The following is a 21,403-nucleotide window of genomic DNA, read 5'->3' as shown; positions in this document are numbered from 1 at the left end:
TGAGCCATGAGCGCCACCGTCTATGCCAGCCAGCAGGATTTGCTCGACCGCGATGCCTCGTTTGTTTGGACGGTGGCCGCTCAACAAGGTAACCCTGATGCCCTTGATGAGGCCGCCATCAACGCAGCACTCGGTGATGCCACGGAAGAGATAAATACCTTTTTATCCCGCTATCCATTGCCGCTAAGCCGCGTGCCAAGAACGCTCAACCGGGTAGCCATTTCCATCGCGTTTTACTGGCTCGCAGACCGTGACAGCAACGTGACCGACCTGGTGCAAAAACGCTATGACGATGCCATTGCCACCCTGAAAGATATTCAGGCAGGCCGGAGGGATTTAGGCGTCCCCCAGGCAGAGAAGCCCCAAGAAACAAACACTGGCAAAGCTGAGGTGATTGATGCCTCCCGGCCACCGATGCGCAAACAACTGGGCGGGGTGCTTTGATGGCTATCGCCGTGAATATCTCGGGGCAAGCTGAGCTTGCCCGCATACAGGCCCACCTTGCCAGCCTCAGTGATACCGGCAATCGTAAAAAGCTGCTGAACCTTATCGGCGCGGAAGCCGAAACCCAGACCCACCGACGCATCAGGGACGAGAAAACCGCGCCTGATGGCACACCCTGGGAAAGCTGGTCTGATGCCTACGCCAAAACGCGCCATGGTAATCACTCCCTGCTCATGGGGGAAGGCGAGCTGGATGATTCCATTCAATACCTGGTCAAGGGCAACAAGGTCTATGTGGGGTCGCCGCTCATCTATGCCGCGGTACACCAGGAAGGGTTTGATGGCGCGGTGCAAATCAGCGCCCATCACCGACGTATTACCCAAGCGTTCGGCAAAGTGCTCCGCCATCCTGTATGGCAGAGCGTCGCCGCCCACGTCCGGCACATGAAAATGCCGCAGCGTGAATACCTCGGGCTGTCGCAGGACAACCAGCAAGACCTCTATGCACTGATTGGTGACTTTTATGGGGAGCTCTTGCCATGACAAGCCGCCCGCAACTCGACATCACAGGCACGACGCTTGCCATCACCGCCGCCGCGGTGAAGGCACTTCATCACTTTAAAGGGGAAGCACCCAACCAGGTCGGCAGCATCAACCGCCACAAAGGCCGCTTTGCCTCGCCTGACGCAGTGAAAAAGGAGGTCACCCATTACGGCGTTATCCGTGTGGCGGCGCTCAATGTCAGCAACGTGCGCCGCGAAGCGGGCAGCGTGGTCGGTCTGGTGTCTCTGGTGGCCTTTGTGATGACCACTGACCATTTTGGCCACCACCGCGACGAACGCGCCGAGGTCATCAGCAGTCAGCTCGCCCTCTTCATTGCCAGCCAGGATTGGACGCCCGCCTTTGGCCGGACAGCCTATAAACCTGCAGACCGAGTCACCGCCCAGAACCTCTGCACCGAAGCACTGGATGATATTGGCGTGGCGATCTGGTCTGTCAGCTGGCAGCAGGAATGCCGCCTCAATGTGCCCGTTGACCTGTCTTCCCTGGATGACTTTCTCACGGTTCAACTCGACACCCCGAACGAAGGCAGCCCAACCCTCAGCGCAACGATTAACGTTCAACACTCCAACGACAAGGACACCCAATGAACAGCGTGACTCTCTACCCCACAGATAAAACGGTGAAAGTACGTAAACCGGACGGCGCACACCTCAGCGAAGACGGTGAGCCTGTTGTGATGAACGCCTATTGGCACCGCCGTGTGAGAGAAGGCTCAGTGACCACAAACGCGCCCGAGGTGACCAATGACACCACCAAAGACAGCGTGAAAACGAAAGGATCGAAATGATGTCCATCCCGAATGATATTCGTGTGCCTCTGTTTTACATGGCGTTTGATAACGCGAACGCCAATCAGGGTGCCGCTATTCAGCAACATAAGATTCTGGTGATGGGTCACCAGACAGGCGGCTCGGCAAATCCGCTCGAACAATACCGCATCACCAGTGATGACCAGGCGCGCACTTTGTTCGGTGACGATGCCATGCTCACCGCCATGCTGAAAACCCTGCGCAAGGGCAATAGCTACACCGAAACCTGGGCCATGCCTGTCGCTGAACCCTCGGCAGGCTCTGCCGCTATGTCAGGTCAGGCCATCAGTGTGCAAGGCTCGGCCAGTCAAGCGGGCACCCTGTCACTGATGATTGCAGGCCAGCGGGTACAAGTCGGCGTGCAAACCAACGACACAGCAGGCGCGATTGCCAATGCCATTGTGACCGCCATTAACAGCCAATCTTCACTGCCTGTCAGGGCGCAAATTCCTGAGACCGAAAACACCCGCGTGAAGCTTACCGCCAAATGGAAAGGCATCACAGGTAACGATATCGATGTGCGCTTCAACTATTACGATACCGAGCAGCTGCCCCCAGGCATTTCCCTTACCCTGACGCCGCTGACTGGTGGCGCGGGGTATGTCGATGCCAGTGAGGTCATTGGCGCGCTCGGTGATGAGTGGTTTAACCATATTGTCTGCCCGTTCAACGATCAGGCTTTCCTTGATGGCCTTCGCACCGAGCTCAATGACCGCTGGGGCCCACTGCGAATGATGGAAGCGGTTTGCTACACCGCCTTTCGTGGCAACCATGCCGAAACGGGTACCTGGGGCAACACGCGTAACGATCATTTAATCACCTGCATGAGCACCAATCACGCGCCCAATCCGCCCTGGGAGTTTGCGGCGGCTTATGCGGCACAGGCGGCTTATCACCTGGCGATTGATCCGGCCAGACCCCTGCAGACGCTGCCTTTGGTGGGCCTGCTGCCCCCTGCCAAGCGTGACCGCTGGGACTTGGTAGAGCGCAACCTGCTGCTGCATGACGGACTGGCAACCTATCAGGTGGATGCGGGTAACCGCTGTCTGATTGAACGGGAGATCAGCACCTACCAGGTGAATGCATTTGGCAGCCCGGATCCGAGTTACCTCGACATCACCACCCCCATGACCCTGGGCTATTTCCGCTTTGTACATAAAGCTCACTTCACCCAGAAGTTTCCCCGTCACAAGCTCGCCGGGGATGACGTGCTCGACAGTCTGGAGCCGGGTCAACCTGTGGTGACGCCTAAAATCTTGCGCGCGGAAATGCTCGATGTGTTCCTGCAGTTGCAGGAGAAAGGACTGGTTGAGAACTTCGAGCGCTACAACGCAGAGCTTGAGGTCACCCGCGACCGCTCGGATGCCAACCGTATCAACGTACTCTGTACCCCGGATTTAATTAATGGCCTGCGCATCATGGCCATGAACGTTCAGTTCTACCTGTAAGGAGAAACGCCCATGGCTATTTTGGGTTATGCAAAAATCCGCGCTAATGGCGTGGAGCTCAAGACCAAAGGCGGCGCACGCCTCAACCCCGGCGGATTCAGCCGCACCTCGCACGGAGGTGGGGGCCGCGTCTGGGGCAACAGTAAACGCTTTGTTGCACCCTCGCTCGATTTCAAGCTTGCGGTGGACAGTGATACCGATGTGCAGGCACTCAACGAGCTGGAAAACGCCACCATCGTGTTTGACGCCGACAATGGCCTCACTTACATGATGACGGGCAGCGCACTCGAAAACCCCGCAGAGCTGGATGAAGACAACGGCGAGACAGGCGGCAAATTCATTGGCAGCAAGTGCAAACGCATTTAACCGGAGGCACGCATGGCGAAAATTGAATTTACTCTCTCGCATGGTCTGCCCTTTGGCCAGGGCGATGATGCCGAGCTGCAGTATGACGTGGTGCTTCGTGAGCTCACCACACGCGATGTGATTGAAGCGCGCACCAAGGCCGAACAGGTGGTCTTTGTGCCCGATCCTCAGACCGGGGCCGAACGCGGGATCACCGTGGTCTCTGAAGTCAGGATGGGCATTGAACTCCTTTGTCGCCAAATCGAATCCATCGGGGAGATTAAAGGGCCACTTCCCGAGCGCCAGCTCTACCAGCTTCATGTCGATGACTTTTCCCTGCTTAACGAGCAGGCCGAGCGACTTGATGCGGCTGTGGGGGTGGCCGAAAAACGGGGGCGACTGGAGCAGTCAGGCAGCAGGACTTGAGCACGTCGTGTTGGCCCTGGCTGGCCGCTACTTCTCCCCTGTTGATCACTTTCTCGATAAACCCGTCACCTGGTTGTTTGACCATTTATGCGCACTGAAGGCAAAACAGCATGAGCCAACTTAACAGCGAAATCATCATCAACCTCTCGGGTAATCTCACCTCAAAGGCGCGGGCCTATTCCAGTGAAATGAAGAAGTTTGCTGAAAGTAATTCACGCATGGCCAAAGGCTTTCGCCATGCTGTCCGGGGCGTGAACAAAGGGCTGGATGCAATGGAAAACCGCTACACCGCCCTGGTGGCCACCGTCGCTGGCGGTGCCGTGGCCAACAGGCTGGTGACCCTCGACCGCCGCTTGTCCCGTCTGTCTGTCGCCGCTGACCTCACCAAAGAGCAAACCCGCGCTCTTTACGAAGAGATTGAAAATATCTCCCGCTCTGAAGGTATTCGCATCGACCCCACCCAAACGCTCGAAGGGCTGGAAGTGGTGATGGAAAAGCTCGGTGATATTGAGTTTGCGCGCAGGAACATGGAAAACATCGCCCTCTTCTCTCAGGCCACAGGCGCAACAGGTGGCCATATTGGTGCCGTTTTGACCCAACTGAAAAAGCTGTCAGTGGAGACCCAACAGGAAGTGCTGACCGCCATGGACAGCTTGAATGTCCAGGGGAAAAGCGGCGCATTCACCATGGCATCTTTTGCCGCCCAGGGTGAACGGCTACTTTCCACCTATGCGGCCACTGGCCGCCAGGGTGTGGAAGCCGTGCTGGAGCTGGGTGCCGCCATGCAGGTCATCCGAAGCGGTGCGGGCTCTGACGAACAGGCTGTGACTGCCTATGAAGCACTGATCCGCGAAATGACCACCCCGGACAAGGTGAAGAAGCTGAAAGAGCTGGCCGGGATCCATGTCTTTGACCCGGAAAAACTCAAAGACGGCGTGGAAGTGATGCGCCCCTTACCCGACCTGATGAGAGAGATCATCACAGAAGCAGGCAGCAGCACCCGCTACACCATGACCCAGGCACTCGATACCATCAAGTTTGGGGAAGAGGCAATCCGCGCTCTAAAACCCTTAATGGGGGAGTTTTCCGCCAAGGGCAGTATCACATCATTTGACGCATTTTTGTCTGTCACTGCCGACGGCTCAACCACCCTCAAGGATGCGGCCAAGGTCGCCAAGGATTACCAGGCGAGCGTCGATAACCTGATGACCGCCCTTCATCGCCTAACACAAAGAGAGCTGGCCGAACCCTTTCAGGATCTGGCCGATGCCGTCAACAGCCTGGACGCTGCCACCCTCGACCGCTGGCTGCAGCTTGGCAAGAATATCGGCCTCACCGTGGCGGGGTTGGTTGCCGCCCGCAAGGCGCTGGGCGTTGCCAAGGACTTAAAGGCTGTATTTGGTAAAAAAGGAGGCGTGGGCGATGCAGCCAATACCCTTGCCGGAGGTGTGACGCCTGTTTATGTGGTGAACATGCCAGCCACCAATGCCTTGCCACAGAGGCAGCCAGGCACACAGGGCAAATACAGCGGTGCTACTGGCCGACACCGCTGGCTGAATATCGCCGCTCAGGGTACAGGCGTCGGGTATGGCCTGATAAACCTGGCACCCGAGTTCTCTCCCATCGATATCCGCCGAGCGTCAGAGGTCGATACCACTGGCTTACCCGATTCTTTTGTCCCCCCTCCAGGCTTACTGGACGTATACGACGATATTGTTGGCTGGTTCACCAGTCAAAAGGCCACCCAACCCACTAATGAAGCGGGTGAAATTCGCGGAAAAATCGCCATTGAAATGCACGAGAACCGTACCCGGATAAAAAGCGCGGAGGTGCGTTACAACGGTATTCCTCTGACGGTAGATCACGGTCTGTCTATGGCGGACTAAGGGGACAAGATGCAAGAACCTTGGCAAGACAGGCGTGAAGCTTCCTTTCGTGGGGTGCCCTTTCTGTTATTAACGGTGCGCGGCAAAACAGGCCGACGTGCCGTGACCCACGAATACCCGAAAAGCGACCAGGGCTGGCCCGAAGATAATGGCGGCGCTCTGAATGCAGAAACCATCAAAGCCGTTCTGGTGGGGCCAAACGCACAAGCCCAGTGCCAGCAGTTGCTCGATGCGCTGAACGTCGCAGGCCCAGGTGAACTGGTGCATCCCTATTGGGGGATCCGTCAGGTACAGGTCGGCGATGTCAGCTATGACTTCGACAACAATGAGCGCGATATCTGCCGCCTGTCGTTTCAGGTCTACGCCGCCAGCGATACCTTGTTTCCTGCTGATCGCATCGATACGCAACAGGCCGTGTCCTCACAGGCGGCGCTTGCAAACGAGGCACAATGTGACGCCTTTGCCCGTGAGGTTGAGACGCTGACACCCGAGCAAAACGCCAGTCTCGCCAAACAGATGGATGGCATGCTCGACAGCCTGGACAGCACAGTGAACAACCTGCCGGGGCTGCCCGAACAGACAGGCGACTGGGTCAATCGACTGGGCCGTATGAAATCCTCTATCACACGGGGTTTGACTTACCCCGGCCAACAAGCCAGGGACATCACCCAACTGGTGTTTCGGGTGAAAGATTTGGCGACCGAATTGCCGCTTTCCCTCGCGATATACGATCAGCTTGAACAAACCTGGCAAGGTGAACGGGTGGCCATGAACCCCACCATTGATGCCCCGAGCGCTGACACCAAACACTTAGCCAGCGATCTGATGCTAACCGCTGTCGTCACTGGCAAAGCCAATGCCATTGCTGCTGGCGAGTTATCTGACAGTAAGGAAGCCGAGCTGGCCGCGCAGACGCTCGCCACCTCCCTCACCCGGCAGGCCGAGCGCGCCGTCGAAGCCGGTAACCGTGAAGGCTGGAGAACATTGCGCACGTTGCGTCTGTCTGTTGTCGATGACATCAAAGCCCGCGCGCGGCAGCTGCCGCGCATGCGTACGGTGAATATTGACCGCCCGCGTCCCGCTGCCCTGCTCGCTTATCAGCTCACAGGCGACGCCCGCCAGCGGGATGACATCGTCAAACGTAACCGTCTCGCCCGCCCCGCCTTCATCTCGGGTAATGTGGATGTATTGGAGCAAAACAATGGATAAGGTCTCACTCAAAATCGGGGGCCGACTTTGGCAGGGCTGGAAAGCCATCAGTATCAGCCGATCCCTGTCAGCTGTAACGGGTGAGCATCAATTCAGTATTACCCGCAGTTGGAAAGAGGCCGAAGTGTTACCCCTCAAGGAAGGCATGGCCGTCGAGGTATTGATTGCCCAGGAAACCGTGGCCACCGGATACATTGCTGAACGCATCCCAAGCTATGACGCCCATTCACTCAGCTATCAAATCACGGCCAGGTGCAAAACCAAGGACTTGGTCGAGTCGTCCCTGGTTCACCGCTCTGGCGAATGGAAACACATCACACTGGCCAGCATCGCCGCAGAAATCTGCAAACCTTACCGCATCCAGGTAGAGGTAGAGACCGACGTCGGACGCCCCTTTGATACGGTTCGCGTGGAGCAAGGCGAATCACCCTTTGAGCTGCTGGAACGGTTAACCCGTCAACGTGGGGTGTTACTCACCAGCAATGCAGCTGGCAACTTGGTGATCACACGTGCCAACACCCTCCAGCTAGATACCGCCCTGATATTGGGCCAGAACATTCTCGCCGCCCGAGGCCGATTCAGCGAAGCCGAGCGCTTCAGCCGTTACATCATTAAGGGTGTGGGAAGTGGTGCCACCTTTGATGCAGAGCCAGCCGCCAAAATCGGCGGCCAGTTAATCTCTGTCGATGACAAAGGCGTCACCCGGTACCGCCCTAAAATTATTCTCTCTGAGGAAGTCTTCACCGCCGATGGCGCAAGCCGTCGCGGCCAGTGGCAAAAACAGCGGGCGCTGGCCGACGCCACCCAGACTGAAATCACCGTCAAAGGCTGGCGGATGCCTGACGGCGCATTGTGGCCCCTCAATCGACGCATCCGGGTCGATGACCCTATCCAGGGCATTGATGCGGTGATGCTGATTGCTTCATTGACGCATATCGAAGATGACCAGGGACGCATCACCGTGCTCGGTTTGGTTCCGCCCGAGGCCATGGATATCCCGATAGAAACGGAAAAAGACACCCAACAGGTGGGCGCATGGTAAGCCCGTTTAACCGCCTTTTAATGCCTGTTAAACGGCGACTGCAGCTGATGGTGGATCGGGCTATATTGCGGATTATCACAGACACGACCCAACGCCAGCAGCTTCAGATCCAAACACTCGCCGATGAAACCGACAGCAACATTGAACGCTGGCAGAACTATGGCCATACCAGCGTTCCCCCTGTGGGTTCCGAGGCCATTACCCTCGCCCTGAATGGCAACCGCTCAAACCTGGTGGTGATCTGCGCTGAAGATAAAACGGTGCGTCTGAAAGACCTCAAACCCGGTGACAGCGCCCTTTATCACCTCGAAGGCCATTTCTTCAAACTGACCAAGGGAAAGAAAGGCGAGCTTATCGCAGACACCCTTAATATTTCAGTGAAACAGGTAAATATCACGGCCATAGACGGGGTTGATATAACTGCCCCTGATGTGTCGATATCCGGCAACCTCACCATCGGCGGAAACTGCGAAGCAGCAGGCCGGGTGATTGGTCAGGAAGGCGGGACATTTAAAGGCATCGAGTCCGAGGCTCACCGCCACAAAGAAAACGGAAGAGACAACTTATCGGATGGCCCGCAATGATTGGTATTTACTGGCATCAAAATGGCGCAGATCACAGCATTGAGCAGGGAACATTGGCCGAAGATGATGGCCTGAACTCTCTGGTCTTCATGATGTTGATGACTGACGCACGAGCCAAAGAAAGTGATGTATTGCCCGCTGGGAACACCGACAGACGCGGCTGGCCTGGCGACAGTTTTGTTGAAACGCCCTGGGGCTCGCGTCTTTGGCTATTGAGACGGGAAAAACTCACTACAGCCACGTTACAACGCGCCGAAGACTACGCGCGTGAAGCCCTTATCCCACTGCTGAAAGGGTACGCGAAACGCTACCGTGTCACGGCATTACGCACGGGGGCCGACCGCCTGCGTCTGGACATTGCTATCACTAAGCCCGATGACACCGCCATGAGTTATGGCATCAGCCTTCGATGGGACAGCTATCAACTGAATGCGCAGGTATCTTATGCCTTATAACCCGCCCACGCTTGCCGAATCCATCAAACAGATTGAAGGTGATATTGCGCTGGAGTTAGGTCTCAATGCGCACTTACCTGCTATTTGCAGCGAGCGCGCAATTGCCTTTGCGGTCGGTGCCGCCAAGCGCGATTTACATGACCAGCTGGTTTGGCTTTCCAAACAGATTGTGCCAACCGCAGAAAGTGACGACAGCACCATCGAAGCCAGGGCCGCCTATGAAGGCGTGCCACGAAAACTGGCTCAAAACGCAAAAGGAAGCGCCACCTTAAGCGCAAGCGATAACGCCCAACTGCCTCTTGATAGCGTCCTCACCTCCGGTGACGGTACGCGATACCGTGTTACAGACAGTGCACTGCCTACAGGTGGCGAACTGGTGGCAGAGATACAGGCCGAGCAGGCAGGAACATCCGGGAACCTGGCAGCCAATGACACCCTGACACTGGTTAACCCCTCTCCCGGTATCGGCAGCCAGGCGACCGTCATCACCATGGATGGCGGTACTGACATCGAGCCGATTTCAGAGCTGTTGGCACGGCTTTGGTTTCGCAAACAATACCCTCCGATGGGTGGGGCTGTTCATGACTATGTGGCCTGGGCGACTGAAGTGCCCGGTGTTACCCGTGCTTGGGCCTACGATGCATGGCAAGGTGGCAGCACTGTCGGCCTCACGTTTGTGTGTGATAGTGATGCCGACATGCTGCCTTCAACCGCTAAAATGGACGCTGTCAGAGGGTATATCTATCGTCATAAAGACCCAGCCACAGGGCTGGAGGTAGGCCGCCCTGCAGGGATTGAAACCATTATTTTCAAGCTGCGTTTAAAGCCCGTTCAACTGACCATTAAGCTCACCCCGGATAACAGCGACACACGTGCCGCTGTCATCGCGCAACTGACGCGATTGGAGCGTTTACTGGCCCATCCCGGCAGCAGCTTGTTGCTCTCTCAGGTTCGCACCGCGATTGGCACCGCACCTGGACTTGTCGATTACACCACCCCACTGGACAGTGACATCACCAGCCAAAGCGATGAGCTTATCACTTTCGAGGTACCGCAATGGATAGAGTGACGCGCGCACAATCCACCGATGCCTGGTTAGATGTGTTGCAACAGCTGATGCCTCAAGGCATTGCCTGGCCTCGGGATATGGACGCCAACCAAACGCGATTGCTTCGGGCTCTGGCCACAAGCCTTGCGGATATCGATGCCCTAACGGATGCGCTGCAGCAGGAAACCACCCCTGAACAATCTCACCTTTTACTGAGTGAATATGAGCAATATCTCGGGCTGCCCGAGTGCGCTGAGAAAGAGCAAACTATTTCATCACGACGTGCAGCAGCAGAAAGTAAAGACCGCCTAAAGGGCGTCCAGTCTGCCTTTCACATTGAGGAAATCGCCGCGAGGTCAGGTTTTAACATTAAGGTTAGAGAACAATTTCCGCATCACTGCCTTCGTGACTGCAACACTCCCATTTATCCCGAGCGTTATCGCCATGTACTCGATATCGATGTGTTCACTTCCCCAAGTGCCCGATTTACGTGCCTAGATACCATTCTCACACCACTTAATAGCGGTGAGAGTTCACCTGAATGCCTGCTCAATCGCTATAGATTGGCAGGTAAGTACTACGACTTTTTCTACAGGGAGGCCAACTGATGCACCCGCTACAAAATGGTTCACAAGTCGCTGTAAAACCACCAGCTAAAAATCCTATTGGAGAAGGCGGCTACTTTACAGAAGGCGGTCAGGGTGCTGCTCCAAGCTATCCTGGTGCAGATTGGTTCAATGCTGTTATTTCCGAGTTTTTGAATGCTCTAACCGAATCCGGCGTCACGTTTGAACAAGGAAAGTTCGACCATTTAGTCCGGCTAATGAAAGCCAATGGAGAACAGTTCTCACCTTATCGTTCGAATCGTAAATACAAACTAGGTGATGTCGTCAGTGTGACAACTGAAGGGCAAACTCAGTTTTTTGAGTACTACTCCAACTTGGAATCAGTCGCAGGTAAAGACCCTTTAGATCCCGCCAACCGACAATCTGATTGGTCTGACCTTACGAAGCCGTTTTACTGGACTCCATTCAAAAAAGCGCGGCCAGGCACCCCACTTTGGCCCTGGTTAAGCATGACTTTTCCAGAAGGCACGTTGAATGTCGCAGGCAACTCGGTGCCTGCTGCCGTGTTCTGGCGATTGGCAACTGCGCTCCCGGAGTTTGTGAACTCTGAATCAGGGATGATTGATTTCCCAGAAACAGGTGGCGAGTTCTTTCGTGTACTCGACCAGGGTAGAGGCGTTGATGCCAATCGCGGTTTCAACCACTATCAGCCAGGAACAAAAGTCACAGGGGAAAATGGCACAGCAAATTCTAGGAACAACCACACCATTAGCAACATTACGAATGTCTATGGCGATCCTGTTTACGAGTCGACGTTTGATCACACCATACTGTACAACTCAAATACTCCTGAAATACATGCAGGTACCGGAACATATTGGTGGCGGACGGTGCGGCCTCGAAACCGAGCATTTCCTTTACTGATAGAGGTATAACCATGAAATACTGGACTGTTGACTCCGAAACCTTTGAAGTACTCAGTGCAATGGAAGGCGATAAATGGAATAAGCCTCGCTTCGCAATCAGTTTCGAGCCATTACCGAGCAAAGAAGGATACGCCGTGGTGGCTTTGGAAGACCTTAGCGACTGTATCTACGTGGAAGATCATCGAGGCAAAACGGCTTACTCCACCCTTGAAGCAGGTATCGTTAGACAAGTCACAGAGTTAGGGCCTCTTGATACTGAGTGGACGCTTGATGAACAGCCTACCCCATATCACGAATACAAAAACGGTACCTGGCAACCAAGCACTGACAGAGCAAAAAAAGCAAAACGTGAAGAGATCAATGCCTGGCGATTTGCAACGGAGAATGACGTCAGAGCAACCGTCATCGCCAATGATACCGTCTGGGATGCTGGGCCCGAAGCTCGCATGAGAATAGACTCCACCATTCTTGCAGGGGTAATGCCACCTTATTGGACTGACGCCAATAACCAAGACCACCATGGCATGACCATAGAGGAACTAAAGCAGGTCAAAGCAGCAATAAACCTGCAAGGATTCGTTATCCATGACAAACAAAGAAAGATGAAACAAGAAGTAGATAGCCTGGAGAGCTTTGAAGCGGTGCTGGCGTTTAACGTCGGGTAAATCACTGTTTAAGGAGCGTTTACAGACCTACGCACACTGTACAGAGAAGCCGCTTAAAATGGGATGTTAAAGACTTTCCAATATAAGCGGTTTCATTTTTCAGCTTTGGCGGCGGGCTACAGTTTTTCGTTCTATCTTCACCCGAATGCGAAAGAATATCGGTCAGTTTTAAAACAATTTTCATCTTTGGGTTTAATAAGACTGTAACAAACCTCATTCACAGCCAAACAGCCATTCACAAATCGACCACGAGGGGATTTTTATATCATTAAAATCATAACTTTATATTTTTTGCCGCCCAACTAATTCACCTAGTTATCCACAGATTCTGTTGATAGGTTCACTATGAGCCAATGGCTATTTTTCCCTTTAATATAAGTAACTTACCAGCAATTTGAAGAAAAAATAAATTTTTCTTGACCTGATGTCTAAAGGAGAGGTCGAAAGGAGTGGTCGGAGTTCGGTAAAAATAGTTCGTTAGATGACGAATAAACCATTTGCACATCACCGTGTTACATGTCGGTCAAAACAGTGAGACAAAATGAGACTGGCTGTTGACAACTCAATCCAAAACGAAAGTGTCACAGAAAAAATGTGGCAGAAATCAAAGAGGTTTAAACGCAGGAAGTCGTTTATTGATACCAACGAGCGGCAGCTTCAAACACCAGTCTATCTTCGCCAGGATGAGCAAGAAGAGACACACCCATCGGCGTACCATCCACCATCAAAATAGGCAACGTCAGCTGGGCCAAGCCAGCCACTTCAGCAATAGCATATAAGCGGCGTTGGTTGATAAGGAATGTTTCGTCCATAAACATTTCAGTGGGTGCCTGACCGGGAGATGTAGGAATCATCAGTACCTCTCCCGAGCCAAAGAAACCCTGCAGACTGTCACTGAAAAATTCACGCTTCTTCTTGGTCTCGACGAAATCTTTAAAGCTTTTACCTCGAATTTGCTTTAAGTGTTCTTCCGTCTCTTCCGAGAACTTAGGTTTATGCACATCCAGCCACTGGCCATACTGCAAATCAATTTCCCTGCCCAGAATCACCGAGTGGATATTGTGTGCCTGTGTCAGGGTTAACTTGCTGAGATTTGGCATGTCATTTCGGAAGATTTTCGATTTGGATAACTTTTCTTCCCACTCTAGCAGCGCTTCGATAGAAAGTAGCTCATGGAATAAAGAAGACGCGTTAACAATGTTCTTGAGCCGGCCCGCCCTAGGCGGTTTCGTCCAACACTTCTCGGCAACCTGTTCCAGCGTGGGAAGATGCCTTGTCATAAAACCCACCGCATCGAATGACGGTGAAAACGGAGTGATCCCACGAAGGTCAACCATACCTTGCGACGGACGATAGCCATACAAGCCACAATAGGAAGCCGGAATCAACACTCCGCCACAACAGTCATTACCGATACCAATCGTCGCTTTGCCTTTGGCTACAGCGATAGCTGCGCCTGATGATGAACCACCTAATCGGGATTCCGGAGAGACAGGATTTTTAAGGTTTGCGAGGAAAGGGTTAAGACCGCTAATACTGGTTCCAAAATCATCAACTTGCGCTTTGCCAATCAATCGACAACCTGAGTGCATCAGGGTTGAAACTACGTGCGCGTCATTTTTTGCCGGCTCGTGACCATCAGCCCATGCAGGAATCCCAATACCCGTCACCATGTCTTGTATGCCCACATTGTCGCTGACAACAAGGCGCTGGCGGGCTAACACACCAGAGGGAAAATCCTGCCGCTCTGGTTTGTACACATTGATGAGAAAGTTGTCCTCGGCCATATCGATTAATTATTTCCTCTAGTTATTCATAAGGTTATAACTAAAAGTCAAACTCTGCGTAATTAAGAGCGACATTTTTCCAACAAGGCGCTGCGACTGTCCCGAAATGCCTCACTGGTAAAGAGCTCGTCGTTTATCTCAAGCTTTCTGCTTTGCAGCCAGCTCTCCGCTGATGACCCTTGTCCATATGGAATCTTATATACGTGGAAATGCTGATTTTGGTGCAAATAGATCAGGTTCGCCGCCACTCGCAACGGTTTAAATGGCTCGTTGAGGTAAAGCCTGAACTCACCGCTACAGTCATTCACTATGTAAGAGCCGTTGTCACTGCGAATAGCAATATACGGCCGTTCTGTCTCGGTGTATGACGCCAGCGACCAAACCCCTGTTTTATTTGTCAGTTGAAGAAACGGCTTGCGCAGCGCCTCTGACATCACGGGTGTGGTGTCTTCGGTGGCAGGCTCATTATCAGCCGCAATGGGACTCTTTGGTTTGGCATGCACGACTGTGACCTTAGGTGGAGTCACTTCTGGCTCTTCACTATCAAACCACACGGTCATTGCCGACCAGTTCACCATTGTTGCTCCGAGAAACAACACTGCTACCAGTGAAGACATCGCCATTGCAGGCAACCAAAACTTTTGTGCCCATTGAACGGCACCCGGCATTTTCACGCCGGCATTACGCTCAAGTTCAGTTTCCAGCATTTCGTTTTCTGACAAGGCGCGGCGAAGCTCACCAGCCAGCTTACCCTGCTCTACAATGGCTGCATCTTTCTGGCTTTGAAGGCGATTTCGCTCTTCTTTGAGCAGCACCATTTCCCCTTCAAGTTGAGCGATCTTGCGGGAGTAATCAGTACTGTTCGATGTATTGCTGCTTCCTTTGCGCGCTTGATTAAGCTGCACCTTGAGTAACTGGTTCAACGCAGACAACTCGTCTCGTTCTTTTTTAACCGCTGACAGCTCTCGTTCCAACGCAGCGGTATTACCGCCGGTCGCAAAGGAGACCGCTGGAATCGCAAGAGGATGCTCCCCTTTCCCTTTGACAATGTTGTCGTAGGAATGGCGAACGAGGTGCATCAACGCCTTGGAACCACCTTTATCTGGGTGCACGCGAACAGACAGCAACTTGTAGCGCTGTTTCACAGTGGATTCGGGATCACCCGACTTGGTACCAAGGATTTCGTTAAACGTGGTCATTGACAGATTTAATTACAGTTCAGATGAAGTTATATCGGCCTCTCGGGGACTTTCTTGAGCCAGATCTTGTCTCAGAATTAAGATAGACCAATGCTCACATCCCCGACCGGACAATTGTTCAAGGTTTGTTCGACATCTCCTTTTTTCACCCCAACAAAGAAACGTTTCATTAACGTATATTTATCTTTTTAGGTAACTCCGGCTAATTCTTTACCAAACAGTCTATTTTCAATTGCATTCACATTTTTGTGATCTATGATACCAACGAAAATTTGAAGACCCGGTGAACGCTGCTGGAGAGAGATGGCATTGGCCATCCGCCGAAGAAGTAAATCTTTCAGGCACTCATTAACACTGACGTTGGTGTTTGAGTAAGGACAGTAGCGGGAGGGAACTCTGGAGAGAGGTAAGCCAGACTTACCCGCCGAAGGAGCAAGCTCGCCCAACTTAATTGATGGATTCGAGTGAAACTCTCAGGCAAAAGGACAGAGGAGATAACCGCATCAATCTGCGTTATACCCAAACAACCTGAAGATACACGATTCAGCGAGCATATTCCGGCCATTTGGGTATATATACTGCTATTTTTCTGCGGCTACTCTCCTCCTTTTAATCTAAAGGGGGATAAATGAACCATTCGCTTTACGACTTTCTGCAAATCATCGATAACCTCGTCTGGGGTCCACCACTTCTGCTGCTACTTGTCGGCACAGGTATCTATTTCACTTTCCGTCTTGGCGCGATCCAGTTTTCTAAATTGCCCTTAGCGCTATCTTACGTGTTCAAGAAAGAAGAAGGTGTCACTGGTAAAGGTGATGTCTCTAGCTTTGCTGCGCTTTGTACTGCCCTTTCTGCCACCATTGGAACTGGTAATATTGTTGGTGTTGCCACCGCCTTGAAACTGGGTGGTCCGGGTGCTCTGTTCTGGATGTGGATGGCGGCTCTTTTCGGCATGGCAACAAAATATGCAGAGTGCCTGCTTGCCGTGAAATACCGCGAGAAAGACGCCCAAGGCAACATGCTGGGTGGACCCATGCTCTACTTGGAAAAAGGTGCAGGCCAAAAGTGGCTGGCGCGTCTGTTTGCCTTCTTCACCATTGGTGTGGCTTGCTTTGGCATCGGTACTTTCCCACAGGTGAATGCCATTGTGGATGCCAGCCATATTGCGTTCAATATTCCACATGAAATCACCGCGATTGTGCTGACTGTGCTGGTTGCCGCAGTGACCATCGGTGGTATCAAATCCATTGCAGGTCTCGCGAGCAAAATCATTCCGACAATGACGGTGGTTTACGTCACTGCTTGTGTCGGCATTCTGGTGAACAATGCAGGTGCTATTCCCTCTGCGATTAGCCTGATTGTGGAGTCTGCGTTTACCGGTCAGGCTGCGACAGGTGGTTTCGTAGGTGCCTCTATCATGATTGCCATTCAGGCAGGTGTCGCCCGTGGTGTGTTTTCAAACGAATCAGGCTTGGGAAGTGCGCCAATGGCAGCCGCCTCTGCGCAAACCAATTCATGTGTACGCCAGGGTTTGATCTCTATGGTTGGCACGTTCTTGGATACCATCGTCATCTGTTCAATGACAGGTTTGGCACTGGTGCTAACCGGTGTTTGGTCGATGGATATTGAAGGCGCACGCATGACAACTGAGGCCTTCTCACTTGGCTTGAATGAAGGTTTTGGTCCGATGATTGTTGCTATTGGCCTGATGTTCTTTGCCTTCACTACGATTCTTGGTTGGAACTATTACGGTGAACGCTGTGTGGTGTACCTGTTTGGTCAACGTGCGGTGCTGACGTATAAGATTGTTTTCATAGCGCTGATTTTGTCCGGTGCGTTTATCAAACTGGATATGATTTGGCTGATTGCCGACATCGTGAATGGACTGATGGCAGTACCAAACCTGATTGGCTTGATCCTGCTCCGCCATGTTGTTGCAGAAGAAACCAACATCTACTTTGAAGCGCTGAAAAATATGGTTAGCTCATCGTCTGATTCGAAAGCCGCTAATGCCTGATTACTGACTTGCTAGAACGAAAAACAGCGCCAATTGGCGCTGTTTTTGTTTTTCCTGATGACTACGCAGTTTTAGCATTTAGCATATCACTAAGACCCAACTTGCCGAAGATCGCATCATAATGAACGAAGTTCGGAATTCGGGTGTGATGCTGAACTTTCGTGCCCACGGCGACAAACTCATAGCCCAGAGTGCTGGTTGCCATTTTGTCCCATTCCCCATCACCGAAGTAAACGCGGCGAGAGAATACAGCACCCGTGTCTTGCTTAGCACGGAAAGCGGCCAGCGCCATGATTTCACTCCGTGTCATTGCATCGGAACAAGACGCAAAGCTCACGCCGGTGATATCAAAACCCGCCGCACTCAGCTTCATCTTGGCAGATTCTTGCCAACCACCCGTTGCGATAGCCAATACCACATTTGGGTGTGATTTCATGTCATTCACAAACTCGATCGCGCCTGGTGTGGCAACAAGGTCATTTTTGTTTGAAGAAATATATTCTCTCAGTTTTTGCAGGAACAGTGCTTTCACTTCACGAAGGATACGCATTCTGTCTTGACGCATACCCTGTTGTTCGATCAGTTCTTCCAAAATGCCGACGTCAGTCACGTTGGTAAACGCTCCCCAATCATCGGTTAGTTCAATTCCTACTACTTCCTCTACAGCAGAGCGAAAACAATCGGAATCAAAGTCGTAGCTGTCGATCAACGTCCCATCGACATCCAACATAAACAGGTTCATTAACGCCAGTCCTCAAATCTAGGATACAGAAACAACCCTCAAGGCTGATTTGACATTGCGCGTGGCGATCACCATTTTCCGCGCAAGCCGAACATTGTATTTACAAATGCAACGTCCGGGCAACAATCTTTACTGATAATTACAGATAGTAGACGCACATCAAGATTGGCGCATACGCTAGAAAAGAAATGTGACAAGGTGATGGCTACTTACAATTTGTAACCATCACTTTCAAAGATTGTGTGATGTGGGGCGATGCTGAAGTTTAACCAGACCTAAAGCGAAATCACGTGACTACTGGTTTCACTGGCTTCTTCACCAATCATTTCGTCGTAGGGATTGTCCATCACCAATGTCGCTGATGTAAAACCCTGCTGTGTAAGGGCCTCTTTTGCTGTGTTTAGGCATTCGAAAAACATCAAATCCCCGTCCTTGCTCCGCTGATATGTCACTGTGCCGCGACCTGCGCTGGTACCAATGAGGTATTTGCTGGTATCTCCACAGCTAACAATGATGGCTTCTGCATTCGACATTGGTCTTCCCTCTTGTTGTGATTTAAGAGAGTTACGCGCGGTAAAGCAACAGCGATCAGAAAGTAGCGCTTTTGGTAAAGCCGGAAGTGGGAACAAGGAAAATCGGAGGGAGGAAAAAATGGAGGCGCGTCCCGGAGTCGAACCGAGGTCCACGGATTTGCAATCCGCTGCATAGCCACTCTGCCAACGCGCCTTTGAGTATCAGAGAGTGTCTCTGGTTACGGGACGGAATTATAGAGAGGCTCACGCTCAACGCAACGTTTTTTTTCACCTTTCCAACTGAGTGTTTCTGATTTGATCACTTCGAGCAAAAATGCGCCTTTGCAAGCATAACACCTCTCACATTGAGAGGCTTTAGATGCACAACACACTATCCTGTAAGGAGAAGTGAAATTTCTGCCGAAAAGAGTGTTTGTCAAGACTTGAAGATCACAGGATATAGTGGTTTGATCTGCGCCCTTGTCGATCAGGGGCACAATATAGTGTTTCTGGCCAAGCTTCGCTCAACAAGACGGCATTACTTTCGAGGTGCAATTCATAATGGCTAAAACCAAGTCAGCTTCTGATATCGAGTCCACTGGCGTACTCGCTATTCCTTACCAAGATACGTCGATGGAAATTTGGGACAGCAAATACCGCCTGAAAAGCAAACACGGTGACGCAATCGACGCGACACTGGATGACACTTTCAAGCGTGTTGCTCGTGCACTTGCCGATCTCGAAGAAAAATCAGTACGCGAAAAATGGTACAACGAATTTCTGTGGGCACTTCGTCACGGTGCTATCCCAGCAGGCCGCATTACGTCTAACGCTGGCGCTTTCGAGCACAAACCTGCGACCTCAACCATCAACTGTACTGTGAGTGGCACCATTGAAGATTCAATGGACGACATCCTGGGTAAAGTGCACGAAGCTGGCCTGACCCTGAAAGCGGGCTGTGGTATCGGCTACGACTTCTCTACCCTGCGTCCACGCGGTGCGTTTGTTTCTGGCGCCGGTGCCTACACCTCCGGCCCACTGTCGTTCATGGATATCTACGACAAGATGTGCTTCACCGTTTCTTCAGCAGGTGGTCGTCGCGGTGCACAAATGGGCACCATGGATATCCGTCATCCAGATGTGATGGAGTTCATCCGTGCGAAGCGTGAAGATGGCCGTCTACGTCAGTTCAACCTGTCTCTGTTGATCACTGAAGAGTTTATCGAAGCCGTTAAAAACGATGGCGAATGGCAACTGATCTTCCCTGTGACCGCGAAAGAAGCGCGTCAAGACGGTACCGATCTGCAGAACGATGAAAGCATCGTATGGGCAGATTGGCCGAGCAAAGATGGTCTGGTTGAAGATAATAAAGGCCGCGTAGCGTGCAAAATCTACCGCACTATGCCGGCGCGTAACCTGTGGAACGTGATCATGTCGTCAACTTACGACTACGCGGAACCAGGCTTTATCCTGATCGACAAAGTTAATCAAATGAACAACAACTGGTTCTGCGAAGACATTCGTGCAACCAACCCATGTGGTGAACAGCCGCTGCCTCCTTACGGCGCGTGTCTGCTGGGTTCAGTGAACCTGACCAAGTTCGTTCGCGACCCATTCACTGAAAATGCCTACTTCGACTGGGACATGTACCGTAAGGTTGTGGCTATCTTCACCCGTATGCTGGACAACGTGGTTGAGATCAACCAACTGCCGCTTGAGAAGCAACGTGAAGAAATCGAAACCAAACGCCGCCACGGCATGGGCTTCCTTGGCTTGGGTTCTACCCTGACGATGCTTCGCCACAAATATGGCAGCGCAGCATCTATCGCTTTCACTGAGCAAGTTTCTCAGGAAATGGCGATCACCGGTTGGGAACAAGCGATCGAGCTTGCTGCAGAGAAAGGCGCAGCACCAGTGATGGACAAAGAATTCGACGTTACTCCTAAGATGATGCGTCTGCGCCCTGAAATGGCGAAAGACGGCATCAAAGTGGGCGACAAAGTGAAAGGTAAAGTCCTGCACGCGAAATACAGCCGTTATATGCAGCAAATTGGCGAAGTACGTCCAGACCTGATTGAGAAACTGGCGGCGAACGGTGGTCGTTTCACCCACCACAGCTCTATCGCACCAACAGGTACCATCTCTCTGTCACTGGCAAACAACGCAAGTAACGGTATCGAACCAAGCTTTGCTCACCACTACACCCGTAACGTGATTAAGCCAGGTAAGAAATCGAAAGAAAGCGTCGATGTGTTCAGCTTTGAGCTGTTGGCATACCGCGAACTGATCAACCAGAAAGCGATGCCATACAGCACTAAGGAAGACGAGCAACTGCCTGAGTACTTCATCACTGCCGATGACATTACACCAAGCCAGCACGTTGAAGTTCAGGCTGCTGCTCAGCGCTGGATTGACTCTTCAATTTCGAAGACTGCAAACGTACCGACTGACTTCCCGTTTGAAAGCTTTAAAGACATTTACATGGATGCGTATGACAAGGGTCTGAAAGGTTGTACCACCTTCCGCTTCAACCCAGAAGTGTTCCAGGGTGTTCTGGTTAAAGAAGAAGATCTGGAAAACACCACTTACGTATTCACGCTGGAAGATGGCACCACCTTTGAAGCCAAAGGCAACGAGAAGATTGAGTATGACGGTGAAGAACACACCGCAGCTAACCTCTACGACGCCCTGAAAGAAGGCTACTACGGTAAGTTCTAACCGCAGACAGACA

The 21,403-nt window shown here is 52.2% G+C and carries 22 protein-coding genes, 1 tRNA gene and 1 riboswitch; of the genes, 18 read left to right on the top strand and 5 right to left on the bottom strand.

All coding sequences use genetic code 11. The features are described 5' to 3' along the window. Window positions 1-6 precede the first annotated feature (6 nt). The 16 genes from QL223_RS10255 to QL223_RS10180 all read left to right on the top strand — a co-directional run bounded on the left by QL223_RS10255 (window position 7) and on the right by QL223_RS10180 (window position 12,415). Window positions 7-444: a DUF1320 domain-containing protein gene (locus QL223_RS10255; RefSeq protein WP_281544667.1), complete on the top strand. Its 438-nt coding sequence runs from the start codon at window positions 7-9 to the stop codon at window positions 442-444. Further along, a complete protein-coding gene (locus tag QL223_RS10250; protein WP_281544666.1) occupies window positions 444-986 on the top strand; it encodes a phage virion morphogenesis protein in 543 nt (180 codons plus the stop codon). Before QL223_RS10255 ends, QL223_RS10250 begins: the two co-directional genes overlap by 1 nt. Continuing rightward, on the top strand, window positions 983-1,594 hold the full coding sequence (locus tag QL223_RS10245; RefSeq protein ID WP_062715036.1) for a hypothetical protein: 612 nt from the start codon (window positions 983-985) through the stop codon (window positions 1,592-1,594). The genes QL223_RS10250 and QL223_RS10245 overlap by 4 nt, the downstream gene beginning before the upstream one ends. Continuing rightward, window positions 1,591-1,794 carry a DUF2635 domain-containing protein gene (locus QL223_RS10240; RefSeq protein ID WP_062715038.1) on the top strand — a complete coding sequence of 68 codons (204 nt, stop codon included), beginning with the start codon at window positions 1,591-1,593 and terminating at the stop codon, window positions 1,792-1,794. The genes QL223_RS10245 and QL223_RS10240 overlap by 4 nt, the downstream gene beginning before the upstream one ends. After that, on the top strand, window positions 1,791-3,263 hold the full coding sequence (locus tag QL223_RS10235) for a phage tail sheath subtilisin-like domain-containing protein (protein WP_281544665.1): 1,473 nt from the start codon (window positions 1,791-1,793) through the stop codon (window positions 3,261-3,263). The genes QL223_RS10240 and QL223_RS10235 overlap by 4 nt, the downstream gene beginning before the upstream one ends. 12 nt (window positions 3,264-3,275) lie before the next feature. Beyond that, complete coding sequence (locus tag QL223_RS10230) at window positions 3,276-3,629, top strand: phage tail tube protein (protein ID WP_062715042.1); 354 nt, start codon at window positions 3,276-3,278, stop codon at window positions 3,627-3,629. Between the two features lie 12 nt (window positions 3,630-3,641). Further along, window positions 3,642-4,034 (top strand): phage tail assembly protein, encoded by a 393-nt coding sequence (locus QL223_RS10225; protein WP_062715044.1) that lies wholly within the window; start codon window positions 3,642-3,644, stop codon window positions 4,032-4,034. 110 nt (window positions 4,035-4,144) lie between these two features. Continuing rightward, the gene (locus QL223_RS10220) at window positions 4,145-5,920 is read left to right on the top strand and encodes a hypothetical protein (protein WP_281544664.1); all 1,776 of its coding nucleotides are present in this window, start codon (window positions 4,145-4,147) and stop codon (window positions 5,918-5,920) included. Window positions 5,921-5,929: 9 nt separating this feature from the next. Further along, on the top strand, window positions 5,930-7,129 hold the full coding sequence (locus QL223_RS10215) for a DNA circularization N-terminal domain-containing protein (RefSeq protein WP_281544663.1): 1,200 nt from the start codon (window positions 5,930-5,932) through the stop codon (window positions 7,127-7,129). Next, window positions 7,047-8,171 (top strand): phage baseplate assembly protein, encoded by a 1,125-nt coding sequence (locus QL223_RS10210; protein ID WP_348651393.1) that lies wholly within the window; start codon window positions 7,047-7,049, stop codon window positions 8,169-8,171. The genes QL223_RS10215 and QL223_RS10210 overlap by 83 nt, the downstream gene beginning before the upstream one ends. Beyond that, entirely contained in the window at window positions 8,165-8,755 is a 591-nt protein-coding gene (locus QL223_RS10205) for a phage baseplate assembly protein V (protein ID WP_281544661.1), read from the top strand. The genes QL223_RS10210 and QL223_RS10205 overlap by 7 nt, the downstream gene beginning before the upstream one ends. Next, window positions 8,752-9,210, top strand: a complete 459-nt coding sequence (locus QL223_RS10200; RefSeq protein ID WP_281544660.1) for a phage GP46 family protein — start codon at window positions 8,752-8,754, stop codon at window positions 9,208-9,210. Before QL223_RS10205 ends, QL223_RS10200 begins: the two co-directional genes overlap by 4 nt. Further along, the gene (locus QL223_RS10195) at window positions 9,200-10,279 is read left to right on the top strand and encodes a baseplate J/gp47 family protein (RefSeq protein ID WP_281544659.1); all 1,080 of its coding nucleotides are present in this window, start codon (window positions 9,200-9,202) and stop codon (window positions 10,277-10,279) included. The genes QL223_RS10200 and QL223_RS10195 overlap by 11 nt, the downstream gene beginning before the upstream one ends. Further along, window positions 10,267-10,866 carry a putative phage tail protein gene (locus QL223_RS10190; protein ID WP_281544658.1) on the top strand — a complete coding sequence of 200 codons (600 nt, stop codon included), beginning with the start codon at window positions 10,267-10,269 and terminating at the stop codon, window positions 10,864-10,866. The genes QL223_RS10195 and QL223_RS10190 overlap by 13 nt, the downstream gene beginning before the upstream one ends. Continuing rightward, the gene (locus QL223_RS10185) at window positions 10,866-11,759 is read left to right on the top strand and encodes a hypothetical protein (RefSeq protein ID WP_281544657.1); all 894 of its coding nucleotides are present in this window, start codon (window positions 10,866-10,868) and stop codon (window positions 11,757-11,759) included. The genes QL223_RS10190 and QL223_RS10185 overlap by 1 nt, the downstream gene beginning before the upstream one ends. Window positions 11,760-11,761: 2 nt before the next feature. Further along, window positions 11,762-12,415 carry a DUF4376 domain-containing protein gene (locus QL223_RS10180; protein ID WP_281544656.1) on the top strand — a complete coding sequence of 218 codons (654 nt, stop codon included), beginning with the start codon at window positions 11,762-11,764 and terminating at the stop codon, window positions 12,413-12,415. A gap of 632 nt (window positions 12,416-13,047) precedes the next feature. Here QL223_RS10180 and QL223_RS10175 read toward each other — a convergent pair. Beyond that, complete coding sequence (locus QL223_RS10175) at window positions 13,048-14,202, bottom strand: amidase family protein (protein ID WP_281544655.1); 1,155 nt, start codon at window positions 14,200-14,202, stop codon at window positions 13,048-13,050. Window positions 14,203-14,264: 62 nt separating this feature from the next. Then, window positions 14,265-15,401 carry a hypothetical protein gene (locus tag QL223_RS10170; RefSeq protein WP_281544654.1) on the bottom strand — a complete coding sequence of 379 codons (1,137 nt, stop codon included), beginning with the start codon at window positions 15,399-15,401 and terminating at the stop codon, window positions 14,265-14,267. Between the two features lie 386 nt (window positions 15,402-15,787). Beyond that, a riboswitch (glycine riboswitch) is annotated at window positions 15,788-15,900 on the top strand. A gap of 129 nt (window positions 15,901-16,029) precedes the next feature. Here QL223_RS10170 and QL223_RS10165 point away from each other — a divergent pair. Further along, window positions 16,030-17,418, top strand: coding sequence for a sodium:alanine symporter family protein (locus QL223_RS10165; protein WP_281544653.1), 1,389 nt, complete (start codon window positions 16,030-16,032; stop codon window positions 17,416-17,418). Window positions 17,419-17,479: 61 nt separating this feature from the next. Here QL223_RS10165 and QL223_RS10160 read toward each other — a convergent pair whose 3' ends face one another. The 3 genes from QL223_RS10160 to QL223_RS10150 form a co-directional block, all read right to left on the bottom strand. Further along, window positions 17,480-18,160 (bottom strand): HAD hydrolase-like protein, encoded by a 681-nt coding sequence (locus QL223_RS10160; RefSeq protein ID WP_002540575.1) that lies wholly within the window; start codon window positions 18,158-18,160, stop codon window positions 17,480-17,482. Between the two features lie 275 nt (window positions 18,161-18,435). Further along, window positions 18,436-18,693 carry a DUF6482 family protein gene (locus QL223_RS10155; protein ID WP_002540574.1) on the bottom strand — a complete coding sequence of 86 codons (258 nt, stop codon included), beginning with the start codon at window positions 18,691-18,693 and terminating at the stop codon, window positions 18,436-18,438. Window positions 18,694-18,812: 119 nt separating this feature from the next. Further along, window positions 18,813-18,886 (bottom strand) — tRNA-Cys (locus QL223_RS10150). Window positions 18,887-19,233: 347 nt separating this feature from the next. On the opposite strand from QL223_RS10150, the gene QL223_RS10145 reads away from it, so the two are divergent. Beyond that, window positions 19,234-21,390: an adenosylcobalamin-dependent ribonucleoside-diphosphate reductase gene (locus tag QL223_RS10145; RefSeq protein ID WP_281544652.1), complete on the top strand. Its 2,157-nt coding sequence runs from the start codon at window positions 19,234-19,236 to the stop codon at window positions 21,388-21,390. The last annotated feature ends 13 nt before the right edge of the window (window positions 21,391-21,403 follow it).

Source organism: Grimontia sp. SpTr1 (genome assembly GCF_947387585.1).
Classification (GTDB): Bacteria; Pseudomonadota; Gammaproteobacteria; order Enterobacterales; family Vibrionaceae; genus Enterovibrio; species Enterovibrio indicus.
Note: the sequence above shows the minus strand (reverse complement) of the source record. Positions and strands in the feature narration are given on the sequence as shown.

Coding starts and splice junctions, on each gene's coding strand:
- QL223_RS10245 (WP_062715036.1), top strand. CDS start 983: ATGACAAGCCGCCCGCAACTCGACATCACAGGCACGACGCTTGCCATC.
- QL223_RS10195 (WP_281544659.1), top strand. CDS start 9,200: ATGCCTTATAACCCGCCCACGCTTGCCGAATCCATCAAACAGATTGAA.
- QL223_RS10155 (WP_002540574.1), bottom strand. CDS start 18,693: ATGTCGAATGCAGAAGCCATCATTGTTAGCTGTGGAGATACCAGCAAA.
- QL223_RS10215 (WP_281544663.1), top strand. CDS start 5,930: ATGCAAGAACCTTGGCAAGACAGGCGTGAAGCTTCCTTTCGTGGGGTG.
- QL223_RS10165 (WP_281544653.1), top strand. CDS start 16,030: ATGAACCATTCGCTTTACGACTTTCTGCAAATCATCGATAACCTCGTC.
- QL223_RS10235 (WP_281544665.1), top strand. CDS start 1,791: ATGATGTCCATCCCGAATGATATTCGTGTGCCTCTGTTTTACATGGCG.
- QL223_RS10225 (WP_062715044.1), top strand. CDS start 3,642: ATGGCGAAAATTGAATTTACTCTCTCGCATGGTCTGCCCTTTGGCCAG.
- QL223_RS10240 (WP_062715038.1), top strand. CDS start 1,591: ATGAACAGCGTGACTCTCTACCCCACAGATAAAACGGTGAAAGTACGT.
- QL223_RS10185 (WP_281544657.1), top strand. CDS start 10,866: ATGCACCCGCTACAAAATGGTTCACAAGTCGCTGTAAAACCACCAGCT.
- QL223_RS10190 (WP_281544658.1), top strand. CDS start 10,267: ATGGATAGAGTGACGCGCGCACAATCCACCGATGCCTGGTTAGATGTG.
- QL223_RS10170 (WP_281544654.1), bottom strand. CDS start 15,401: ATGACCACGTTTAACGAAATCCTTGGTACCAAGTCGGGTGATCCCGAA.
- QL223_RS10255 (WP_281544667.1), top strand. CDS start 7: ATGAGCGCCACCGTCTATGCCAGCCAGCAGGATTTGCTCGACCGCGAT.
- QL223_RS10220 (WP_281544664.1), top strand. CDS start 4,145: ATGAGCCAACTTAACAGCGAAATCATCATCAACCTCTCGGGTAATCTC.
- QL223_RS10210 (WP_348651393.1), top strand. CDS start 7,047: ATGACATCGTCAAACGTAACCGTCTCGCCCGCCCCGCCTTCATCTCGG.
- QL223_RS10250 (WP_281544666.1), top strand. CDS start 444: ATGGCTATCGCCGTGAATATCTCGGGGCAAGCTGAGCTTGCCCGCATA.
- QL223_RS10180 (WP_281544656.1), top strand. CDS start 11,762: ATGAAATACTGGACTGTTGACTCCGAAACCTTTGAAGTACTCAGTGCA.
- QL223_RS10230 (WP_062715042.1), top strand. CDS start 3,276: ATGGCTATTTTGGGTTATGCAAAAATCCGCGCTAATGGCGTGGAGCTC.
- QL223_RS10145 (WP_281544652.1), top strand. CDS start 19,234: ATGGCTAAAACCAAGTCAGCTTCTGATATCGAGTCCACTGGCGTACTC.
- QL223_RS10200 (WP_281544660.1), top strand. CDS start 8,752: ATGATTGGTATTTACTGGCATCAAAATGGCGCAGATCACAGCATTGAG.
- QL223_RS10205 (WP_281544661.1), top strand. CDS start 8,165: ATGGTAAGCCCGTTTAACCGCCTTTTAATGCCTGTTAAACGGCGACTG.
- QL223_RS10175 (WP_281544655.1), bottom strand. CDS start 14,202: ATGGCCGAGGACAACTTTCTCATCAATGTGTACAAACCAGAGCGGCAG.
- QL223_RS10160 (WP_002540575.1), bottom strand. CDS start 18,160: ATGAACCTGTTTATGTTGGATGTCGATGGGACGTTGATCGACAGCTAC.